This window comes from Janthinobacterium sp. SUN073, assembly GCF_030397665.1.
In the GTDB taxonomy this organism is placed as follows: Bacteria; Pseudomonadota; Gammaproteobacteria; order Burkholderiales; family Burkholderiaceae_D; genus Janthinobacterium.
Genome location: NZ_JAPUBT010000001.1, coordinates 876,106 through 886,680 on the forward strand (window position 1 = coordinate 876,106; position 10,575 = coordinate 886,680).

Here is a 10,575-nt window from a genome sequence, read left to right on the forward strand (position 1 = left end):
GTGCAGTGCACCGGCTTTTCAGACTGACAATAGTCAAGGGGCAAGGTCGGGTTTATTTCTTCGCAGTCATTGCTTTGTCCAGCGCACGGGCCGTGACGAATTCCGGGCGAATATCGTTGGGCACGGCCTTCATCTTGTCGAGCGCTACCTGCACTTCAGGACGGATCACCACGTACTTGCTCATCAATGCTTGCGCGCGCGCATAGTCGCCCGTCGCCTCGATGGTCAGAAATTCGCGGTCGAGGTCGATCACGGCCTGCTTGATCTTGCCAAAATCGACGCCGAACTTGCCGTCGCCCAGGGAAACAAAGCCGCCCTTGTCGAGGATGTAATTCATCTGGATGGCCATGCCGCGCGCGTGCGAATCCGTCAGGCCGAAATGCAGGGTACGGAAACCGGAAGCGAGGAAAGTGTTGTACAGCTTGCGCTCGGCCGCCTCGCCCTGGCCCAGGGTATCGTTGAGCTGCCCCTTGTCCATCATGTAGCGCAGCGCAAACAGGCCCGTGATGTCGGCCTTGGCTTCTTCGATGGTCGAGTATGCTTCCTTCAAATCCTGGCGTGGCGTCGATGGCTTGCCGTCGACGACGGTGGCGTGCGGGCCGAGGCCGTGCATGATTTCATGCGCGAGGATGTGCGTGAAGAAGGAATTGAAATCCACGTCCTGCTGCGCTTCTGGCGTCAGCACCAGTTTCGAGATCGGTGTCAGGGTGGCCTTGAACTTGGCTTCCTGCACATTCTTCAACATGACGCGCTTCGAGCCGCGCGCACTGATGATGCGCTCGTCATTGGGCAAGTTGTAGGCGGCCGTCTGCACGGCCATATTGCCGTCACCGGCGCCATACACCTGGTTGACCACCACCATCGGCGCCAGCGCGCCCACTTTCGGGTTGCGGTACTGGGCGTCCAGCGGCAGGTTGTCTTCCAGCTCCTGCATGTGTTTGGCGAAGAAGTTCAGCTTTTGCGTTTCCGCCTGGTCGCGGATGTTCACGTAGGCTTCGAACGCGGCCTTGTAGCCGAACAACTCATCGTTATACGTTTCATACGGGCCGATGGTGATGTCGACGGGCGAATCGAGGTCCATCCAGGCGAAGTCGGATGGCAAGTAATCGTTGTCGAGGAAAGCCTTGGCGCGCAGGGTCAAAAATTTCTTCAGCGATGCGTTGTCCGTGGCGGCAGCCGCCTCGTCGAGCAGCCTGGCCAGCTGCTTCAGTTCCACCTTGTACTCGTCCGAATATTTGACGGTCTGGTATTTGCCATCCTTGCCCGCGCGAATCGTCGTGAAGAACCATTGCGCCTGCTGCTTGTCGTCCGCCGACAAGCCATTCATCCACGCTTCCAGGCTGGCCTTGGTGGCGCCCTGCGGATAGAAATTGCCCGCTTCCGGCTTGTGCGCGGGAATGGCGATGCCCGCATAGCTGGCCGGCATGAACGAGGCGTGCGCGTCGAGCACCGACCATGGGCCCTTGTTGATCCAGAAATAGTTCAGACGGGCCTGGCCCAGCTTTGATTTGTCCTTCTTCAGTGCCGCCCACAGCGCTTCATTGCCGGACCAGCGCTGGCGCAGTTGCAGCACGTCGACCAGCTTGGCCGCTTCGACCAGCTTGGCGATGGCCTGGCGGTCGCCCGCGGACAGGTGGGACGTATCAGCAGTCAGCGCAACGGGTGCATAACGGGCGCTCATGGCCGTCAGTTGTTGCGCCGTTGCCGGGGCTGCTGCTGCGGCGGCTGGCGTTGCGGCGCAGGCGCTGCCGACGGCGGCGGCCATCAGCAGGGGAATCAGGAGTTTTTTCATGGGGGTCTCGGTAAGATTTTTCTCAGAAGCGGATGGCGCGGATGGCGCGCTACCGCTTTTTGCTCAGACTGCGATTGTCCCACCTGCCCCATGGCATGGCAAGCCGCTTACCAGACCCGGTACACCTGCCCCGTCTGCGCCCCTTCCACGCTGCGGCTATAGGCCAGGGCCACGCGGCTGGCGGCGGCCGGTTCGAAGCCGTAGAAGAAGGGGCCATACGCATCCAGCGATTCGGCCAGCACCGTGGGGCTGACGACATTGATGCGCACGCCGCGCTGCAACTCGATGGCGGCGCCCCGCACAAAGCCTTCCACGGCCGCGTTCGTCATGCTGGCGGCCGTGCCGAAACGAATCGGCTGCTCGGCCACGATGCCGCTGGTGAGGGTGATCGAGCCGCCGTCGTTCAGGTATTCCTGCGCCACCAGCGCCACGTTGACCTGGCCCATCAGCTTGCTGTCCAGGCCCAGCTGGAATTGCTCGGGAGTAAATTCAGCCAGGGGGCCGAAATGCAGCTTGCCAGCCGTCACGACGACGGCATCGACCTTGCCGATGCGCTTGAACAGGGCGCGCACTTGCGCGATGTCGCCCATGTCGGCCTGGTGCGTGCCGCTGCGGCTGCCCACTTCGATGATTTCATGGCGTTGCGCCAGCTGGGCGGCGACGGCCGTGCCGATGGTGCCGCTGGCGCCGATAATGACGATTTTCATGATGCTGTCCTTGTCTGGGGTTGAACGATGGAGCCAGTATGCGCCGCTTCCAAAAAGGAATAAATACGCTAGAATTTACAAGATTACCAACCTACAGTTTGCAATCAAGATAGCCATGGATAAATTGCGCAGCATGGAGATTTTTGTCGCCGTCGTCGATGCGGGCAGTTTCACGGCCGCCGCCGAGGCGTTCCAGATATCGCCCGTGATGGTGGGCAAGCACATCAAATACCTGGAAGAACGGCTGGGTGCGCGGCTGCTGGCGCGCACCACGCGGCGGCAAAGCCTGACGGAAATCGGCCAGCAGTATGTGGAACAATGCCGCCAGATCCTGGCCAGCATCCATGCGGCCGAACGGGGCGCGGAAGCCATGCGCACGGCACCGCGCGGCAAGCTGAAGATCACGGCGCCCGTGTCGTTCGGCAGCGAGTGCATCGCGCCGCTGATGGCCGACTACCTCGATGCATATCCGGAAGTGAGCCTGGAATTGAACCTGAATGACAGGACGGTGGACCTGGTGGAAGAAGGGTTCGATGCGGCCATCCGCATCGGCAAGCTGGAAGATTCCGCCATGGTGGCGCGCGTGCTGCGGCCGTATGCGATGGTGATCTGCGCCGCGCCCGCCTATCTGGCCAAGCACGGCACGCCGCGCACGCCAGCCGACCTGGCGCGCCACGAATGTCTGGACTTCATGCAATGGACGCGCCATGTGCGCTGGCGCCTGGCCAGGAGCGGCGACGACGACGGCAGCCCCGTGCGCGAAAGCCGCTTCCGCTCGAACAATGGTCAGGCGCTACGCGTGGCGGCCCTGCACGGCTTCGGCATCGTCATGCAGGCGGAGATCCTGATGGCCGGCGATATCGCCGCCGGCAGGCTGGTGCCGCTGCTGGCCGACTACGTGCCGGCGCCGCGCCCCATGCACCTCGTGTATGCGCGCGACCGCCAGCCTACGCCGAAGCTGACGACCTTCATCGACTTTCTGCTGGAACGCTACGGGCCGGCGGCGACACCGCCACCGGCCACGCTCACGTAATCGTCGTGCTTAGTTCACCTTCGCGGCGGGCGCCGATGCCAGCTTGGCCAGCTCGCCATCCGGCTGCCAGCCTGCGCCCAACGATCGGGCCACGGCAACGGTGGCCAGCAAGCGCTGGGTCTTGATCTGCGCGGCGGCGCGGTCCGCCGTCAGCGAACTGCGCTGGGCATCGGTGACGTCCAGATAGGTCGAGATACCGCGCTCGTAGCGCGTGCGCGCCACCAGATAGGCGCGCGCGGCGGCTGCCTGCGACAGGGCCTGGGCGTCGCCCTGCAACTGGCGCTGCTCCACGTCGGACAGCGCATCTTCCACTTCGCGCAAGGCCGTCAGCAGCTTCGTTTCGTGGTTCGCCACGGCTTCCGCATAGCGCGCCTTGGACAAATCCAGGTTGGCCTGGTTGCGGCCACCGTCGAAGATCGGCAGGGACAACGCCAGCGGACCAAAACTGAACTGGCGCGAACCGCCCTGCGCCAGGTCGCGCAGTTTTTCCGAGGCGTAGCCGAAATTGCCCGTCAATTGCAGCGACGGGTAAAACGCGCCTTCGGCCACGCCCACTTGCGCGTTCGCCGCGCGCAGGCCCGCCACGCTGGAAACCAGATCCGGGCGGTGCGCCAGCAGGCTGGCCGGCAGGCCGACGGGAATGGCGGGCGGCAGCGGCAAGCTGGAAGGCTCGGCTGCCACCGGTAATTGCAGCGCCGACGGCGGCTTGCCCGTCAGGGTGGCCAGGCTGTTTTCCAGCTGGTTGCGCTGGCGCTTGACTTCATGCAGGTCGGCCTGGGCGTTCGACAATTCGACTTTCGCGCGCGCCAGGTCCAGCTCATTCGTCAGACCCGCGTTGAAGCGCGCCTCGACCAGCTGCGCCGATTCGCGACGCGTGCCCAAGGCGCCATTCAAAATCGCCATTTCCGCATCGAGTCCGCGCAGCTGCCAGTAATTGCTGGCCACTTGCGCCGACAGCATCAGCAGCACGCCGTCGCGGTCGGCCTGCGCCGCCAGCGCCTGCGAATCAGCCGCTTCGACCATGCGTTTTACACGCCCCAGCAGGTCGACTTCGTACGACAGCGAACCGCCCACGGAAAAATTATTCCCGCTGATGGAGCGGTTGCCCAGGGCCAGGCCCTGCGAGGTGTTGGCCGAGGTGCGCGAGTTCGAAATACCCGTGCTGACGTTCACGCTCGGGCCCTGATTGGCGCGCGCAGTGCCGCTTTGCGCCAGCGCCTGCAGCAATCGCTCGCCGGCCGCCTTCACGCCGGGATTGTCCTGCAGCGCGCTATGCTCCAGGCGGTTCAAGGTCGCATCGCCGTAGATGCTCCACCACTCTTTGGGCAGCTGCGCGGCATCCGCTGCGGCAGCACCGTGGTGGAAAACGCCGTTGTCGATACCGGCCACATTCGCCGGGGCGGTGAAATCCTGGCCCACGGTGCCGCAGGCGGACAGCGCCACGGCAAGGGAAGCGGCCAGCGCGATTTTCGTCAATACTGTTTGCATGATGTGTACCTTCTTGTTCTTGAGGTGCTGCACGTGCGGCCTGTGCGCGGTCAATGACCGCCGCCACCGCCACCGGGAGCTTTGAGTTTGTCGGCCAGCCACAGGGGCACGATGCAGGCCAGCAGGATGGCGCCGATCAGGAAGAAGCCATCGTTGTAGGCCATCACAAACGCTTCGCGGCGCACGATGCCGTCGATCGCCTGCAAGGCCTGGTTACCGGCCGTGACGGCGTCATAGCCCTTGGCCATGAACGAGGACGTCAGCTGGTCGATGCGCAGCTGCGTGGCGCTGGAACACGCATTGATCGCTTCGCCCAGGCGCTGCGAATGAAAATGCTCGCGGGTGCTCAGGGCCGTGGCCAGCAGGGCGATGCCGATCGAGCCGCCCAGGTTGCGCGTCATGTTGAACAGGCTCGATGCGGACGGCATGTCCTTCGGCGCAATGCCCTTCATGGCGAAGTTCGACAGGGTCAGCATGACGAAGGGCTGGCCCAGCGCGCGCACCACCTGCGACCACAGCAGCTGGTCGTAGCCGGTGGACGCGTCCATGTAGGCATTCATCATGCACGAGCCGCCGAACAGCAAGAGGCCAAACGAGCACAGGATGCGGTTGTCCACCACCGACGACAGCTTGGCGACGAAGGGCATGATGAACAGCTGCGGCAAGCCCACCCACATGATGACTTCACCGATCTGCATCGGCGAATAGCCGGCGATCTGGCCCAGGAACAGGGGCAGCAAGAAGGCCGAACCGTACAGGCCCATGCCCGTCACGGCCGACAGCACGGTGGCGACCAGAAAATTGCGCTGGCCGTACAGGGCCAGGTTGACGAACGGCTCGGCGCGCGTGGCACTGGTGACGACCCAGCCCAGGATGCCCGTCAGGGCCAGCGCGGCAAAGGCGATGATGAAACCCGAGTCGAACCAGTCCTTCGAATTGCCCTCTTCCAGGAAGATGGTCAGGCAGCCCAGGCCCAGGGCCATGAAAAAGATGCCCAGCCAGTCGGCTTTCCAGAACATCGCCAGCTTCATCGGCTCCTTGTCCAGGCCATAGATCATGCCGGCGATCAGCAGCACACCGGGCACCCAGTTGATGTAGAAGATCGAGGGCCAGCCGTACAGCTCGGAGAGATAGCCGCCCAGGGTCGGGCCCATGGCCGGCGCCAGGGTGGCCGTCAGGCCGAAGATGGCCATGCCGACGGCGCGCTTCGACGGCGGCAGCTTGAGCATCACCAGCGTGAACGCCATCGGGATCAGTGCGCCGCCCGTAAAACCCTGCAGCATGCGGAAGACGATCATGCTTTCCAGGTTCCAGGCCGCCCCGCACAGGGTGGAGAACAGCAGGAAGAAGGCGGTGGTACCTATCATGTAGGTGCGCAAGCCGAACACGCGCGCCAGCAGCGCGGTGAGCGGGATGACGATAATTTCAGCCACCAGGTAGGCCGTGGAAATCCACGAACCCTCTTCCTGGGTGGCCGACAGCGAGCCAAGGATATCCTTGAGCGAGGAGTTGGTGATCTGAATGTCGAGCACCGCCATGAAGGCGCCCAGCATGCCGGCGGCGACCGCCAGCCAGGTGCGCCCGGAGACTTTCTCGTCAATCACGGGAAACGCTGGCGGCTTCGCCAGCGTGGTGGAGGGGCTGCTCATGGAAGCTTAGCGGGTGGTGGTCTGGGCTGCAGGAGCGGCAGGAGCTGCGGCGTGGCGCGCATCCTTCTCCTGATCCGCATTGGGCTGGTTCACTTCCACTTCGGCGATCACCGACATGCCCGGCACCAGGCGACCATTCATGGCCTTGATGTCTTGCGGCTGGAAGACGATTTTCACGGGCACGCGCTGGACGATCTTGGTGAAGTTACCTGTGGCGTTATCGGCCGGCAGCAGCGCGAATTGCGCGCCAGAGGCAGGCGCGAAGCTATCCACGGTACCCACCAGTTTCTTGCCCGGCATGGCGTCGATGCTCACGTGCACGCTCTGGCCGCGGTGCAGGTCGGCCAATTGGGTTTCCTTGAAGTTGGCGGTAACCCAAACGTTATCCTGAACGATGGCCGTCAGTTGCTGGCCAGGCTGCACGCGCATGCCCGTTTCCACGTTGCGCTTGCCGATGCGGCCGGCGACAGGAGCCAGGATGCGGTTGTATTGCAGCTGCTGTTCCGCGTCTTTCAATTGCACGCGCAGCACGGCCACTTGTGCCTTGGCCACATCGCGCGCAGCTTGCGCCGCACCGATCTGCGCCTTGGCGGCGGAAGCGCTGTCGCGGCGGGCGGCCAGGTCGGCCACGGCGCTCGAGCGGGCCGCGTTGGCCCCGTCCAGTTCCGCTTTCGAGACGGCTTTCATCTGGCTCGTGTACAGCTGGCCATAACGCTCCGCATCCTGTTTCGCGCGCAGCAGTTGCGCATCGGCTTGCGCCACTTGCGCCTGGGCGGCGCTGGCTTGCGCCTGCACTTGCGCGATCTGCGCGTCCGCTTGCAACACTTGCTGCTCGGCGCTGGCGATCTGCGCGGCGATCTGCTCGGTTTTCACGCGCTGGTCGAATGGATCGAGTTCAGCGATCACGTCGCCCTCTTTTACCATTTGATTGTCGTCGATGAAGACCTTGGTGACGACGCCGGAAATGCGTGCCGAGACAGGGTGCACGTGGCCGGACACATAGGCGTTTTCCGTTTCCACGAAATAGTGGCTGCGGTACCACATGCGCGCGCCGGCGCCCAGCGCGACGAGGACGATCAGGCCGGCGACGATTTTTACGCGGTTATTCGGTGGTGCGGAGCTGGCGGAAGCGGCGGGCGTGGAAGGTGCGGCAGGGGCCGCGGGTGGGACGGCGCTCAGCACCTTGTGCTCTGCTTGGCCTGGCTGGTTGGACATACTCGCTCCGAAAATGAAATGATATAGGTTCATTATTGGGCAAAGAAAAACCAAAGTCAAGAAATGAAACGATTGCATTTCATTTTAATTTGCACTACAGTGTGAGCCATCACTTACCTTCCAACTTATAAAGAGACCCAGACCATGTCCGATCCCGGCCTCAGCGATACCTTGCCCACCACTACAGAGTCCGACGCCACACAGGAGCTTTCCTGCTGCGGCAAGCCGGCCGGCCGCCCGCGCGCGGCCGACATGGAGGCGCGCATGGAAAACCTGCTGCACACGGCCGGCTGCCTGTTTCTGGAAAAAGGGTATGGGAAGGTGAGCCTGGAAATGATCGCCCGCGAAGCCCATGTGGCCGTGCGCACGATTTATGTGAAGTTTGGCGGCAAGGCTGGCTTGTTCAATGCCGTGGTGGAATTGCGCCGTGCCGCCTATTTTTCGACCATGCCGGCGCTGGAAACGGATATGCGGCCCCTGCCCACCATCCTGGGCGAATTCGGCCTGCTGTTCGTGCAGCTCGTTACCATGCCGGCGGCGATCCGCCTGAATCGCATGGTGGTGGCCGAAGCGGCCACGCACCCGGAACTGGCGGAAACGTTTTACAAGGTGGGACCGGGGCAGACGCGCGAGATGCTGACCAGGTTTTTCAGCCGCCCCGACATCGCGCCGCTGTTCCGCGCGGAATTGACGCCATCGATCCTGACGCTGCACCTGCTCAATTGCCTGTTGGGAGATCAGATGTCGCGCCTGCTGTTTCCGCCGCAAGCCCAACCCGATGTGGCGCAACTACGCACCAAAGTGGCGGTCAGCCTGGACCTGTTCCTGCGCGGCACCTTGCGCCAGCCGCTGGCGGCCTGACGCGGAAGGGATGGCCGCGGAAGTCAGCCAGGGCCGCTGCCCTCTTCCTGCATCGCCGCTGCGGCACACGCATCGTTCAAGCCCAGCGCGCGCAGGAAAGGCTGAGCTGCCGACGTGGCATCCAAGCCAAGTGAAGACTCACTTCCATCATGGCGTTCCGGGCCATAACGCATCAGATCGAACGAGGTTTCAAAGCGCTGCGCCAGGAAGTAGGTGCGGAAGTAATCGAAGGCAAACGCCACCTGGCCATCGGCCAGCAACAAGAGGCCATGCGCATACAGCGGCGCCAGCCAGTCCCTTGCCGCCATGCTCCAGCCCTTCACAGCGCAATAGTCGCTGGCAAAACGCTGCAGCTGCGCTTCGCCGAGGAACAGGGTCTGGGCTTCGAACATCACGAATGCCAGTTCGATCAGGAATTCGCGCGCATCGGCCGCCACGTCGGCGTCCTCACGCTGCTGCCCGCCCGCATGGCCCAGCAAGCCATCGAGATAAGCGTGTTCGCCTGCCAGCTGCGGCAGCAAGGTGGCAAACACATGCTCGGCATCCATCTGCCCCGTTTCCTGGCCATTCGGCGTGTACAGCACCGACAGCGCGAAGCTCTTGCTCACGTCGTCGAACTCGCGCAACGACACCGTCCACTGCGTGCCTGGCGCGTCGCCATCTGCCCCGCCCGTACCGAACTCGAGCACGGAAAACGCCGCCATCTGGCCATGCGCACCATACAGGCTGCCAGGATTGCTCTTGAACAGGATGCCCAACGACTTCATCAGTGAACTGGCATCGCCCGTATGCTGGTGGCCGTGGAACACGGCGTGGATATTCTTGTAGTGCGCGCGCTGCTCGGCACTGGCGTGCTCGTCGGCGGAGAAAAAACTGAAGCCCGCATTGCCCAGCGCCGCCGCGGCGACGCCCTGCTGGCGGCTGCCCGGTACCAGGTAGTAACGCGCACCGGGCAAGCTGGCCGCCTGCAGCAGGGGGCGCAGGAAGTATTCGTAGACATACACGGGTGTCGTGCCGGCACAGGCGTCGGGCGCCACCAGCTGGCCCGTGAAGAAAATCGCATCGATCTGCTTGCCCGCCGCCAGGATAGCGGCCACATCCTGGCACAAGGCATGCAGCATCACGGCTTGCTCTTGCTCATCAGCCCGACGCAAACGGACATCGGCGATATGAAGGGCGGTAAACTTTTTCATTGTTGCAAAACTTTCTTAGAGCCTATCCCAGTAGGGAGCGTCTTCTGCTGGTAGTTCATCAGGAGCGCGGACAAGGCAGGGGATGTATTCATCTACCGGGACAGGCTCTCAGTACAGCGGAACTTGACCGACCCACACGCTGGCAACATTCCGGGAAAAATCACGCGCTGCTATTGAAGCAAAAGCAAAACATGGTGACAGACCCTCATTCTGCCACTTTTTCCATACGGCAATACTCACCAATTTTCACATCGGGCGGATTCGCCACAGCCCGTCTGCGGTTTACGCTGCCAGGATCAATAGATATAAAAAAAACCCGGGAAAACGTCCCGGGTTTTTGTACTGAAAGTTAATTCTTTATCAGCGTTTTCGCGGTGGCGGCAAGTCCGTGCACACGCCTTCGCACACTTCGGCGCGCTTTTGCCAACCTACCGATCGATTCACCCGGCGTCGGGTGCGGGTGGATGGTCTTGCCGATGTCGGTGCCGTCGCAGCCCATTTCGATGGCCAGCGCGATTTCACCGCTTCATCGTTCACCTGTCACCCGCATGCGTGCCGACGATGGTGCTGCCGATGAGGTGTTTAATCGTCGTTGGATAATAAAAAACCCCGCAATCGCTTGCGGGGTTTTTAGTGT

Annotated in this window: 8 protein-coding genes and 1 pseudogene; 2 read left to right on the forward strand and 7 right to left on the reverse strand. The window is 62.8% G+C overall.

Annotated elements, in window-relative coordinates:
* Positions 1-52 precede the first annotated feature (52 nt).
* Positions 53-1,792, reverse strand: a complete 1,740-nt coding sequence (locus tag O0882_RS04075; protein WP_289945537.1) for a hypothetical protein — start codon at positions 1,790-1,792, stop codon at positions 53-55.
* Positions 1,793-1,899: 107 nt separating this feature from the next.
* Positions 1,900-2,499, reverse strand: coding sequence for a short chain dehydrogenase (locus tag O0882_RS04080; protein WP_289945539.1), 600 nt, complete (start codon positions 2,497-2,499; stop codon positions 1,900-1,902).
* Positions 2,500-2,614: 115 nt separating this feature from the next.
* Between O0882_RS04080 and O0882_RS04085 the strand changes: the two genes are divergently transcribed.
* On the forward strand, positions 2,615-3,532 hold the full coding sequence (locus O0882_RS04085) for a LysR family transcriptional regulator (RefSeq protein WP_289945541.1): 918 nt from the start codon (positions 2,615-2,617) through the stop codon (positions 3,530-3,532).
* A gap of 9 nt (positions 3,533-3,541) precedes the next feature.
* On the opposite strand, the gene O0882_RS04090 is transcribed toward O0882_RS04085, so the two are convergent.
* The 3 genes from O0882_RS04090 to O0882_RS04100 are packed head-to-tail and all read right to left on the reverse strand — an operon-like array spanning position 3,542 to position 7,884.
* Entirely contained in the window at positions 3,542-5,020 is a 1,479-nt protein-coding gene (locus O0882_RS04090; protein ID WP_289945542.1) for an efflux transporter outer membrane subunit, read from the reverse strand.
* A gap of 50 nt (positions 5,021-5,070) precedes the next feature.
* Positions 5,071-6,669, reverse strand: coding sequence for a DHA2 family efflux MFS transporter permease subunit (locus O0882_RS04095; RefSeq protein ID WP_289945544.1), 1,599 nt, complete (start codon positions 6,667-6,669; stop codon positions 5,071-5,073).
* A gap of 6 nt (positions 6,670-6,675) precedes the next feature.
* Complete coding sequence (locus tag O0882_RS04100; RefSeq protein WP_289945545.1) at positions 6,676-7,884, reverse strand: HlyD family secretion protein; 1,209 nt, start codon at positions 7,882-7,884, stop codon at positions 6,676-6,678.
* 144 nt (positions 7,885-8,028) lie between these two features.
* Here O0882_RS04100 and O0882_RS04105 point away from each other — a divergent pair, with 144 nt between their 5' ends.
* Positions 8,029-8,745, forward strand: coding sequence for a TetR/AcrR family transcriptional regulator (locus tag O0882_RS04105; RefSeq protein WP_289945547.1), 717 nt, complete (start codon positions 8,029-8,031; stop codon positions 8,743-8,745).
* Positions 8,746-8,768: 23 nt separating this feature from the next.
* On the opposite strand, the gene O0882_RS04110 is transcribed toward O0882_RS04105, so the two are convergent.
* Together O0882_RS04110 and O0882_RS04115 are read right to left on the reverse strand one after the other, a co-directional pair.
* Positions 8,769-9,938: a hypothetical protein gene (locus O0882_RS04110; RefSeq protein WP_289945549.1), complete on the reverse strand. Its 1,170-nt coding sequence runs from the start codon at positions 9,936-9,938 to the stop codon at positions 8,769-8,771.
* 360 nt (positions 9,939-10,298) lie between these two features.
* Positions 10,299-10,575 (reverse strand): annotated as a pseudogene (locus O0882_RS04115) (hypothetical protein); the annotation flags it as partial.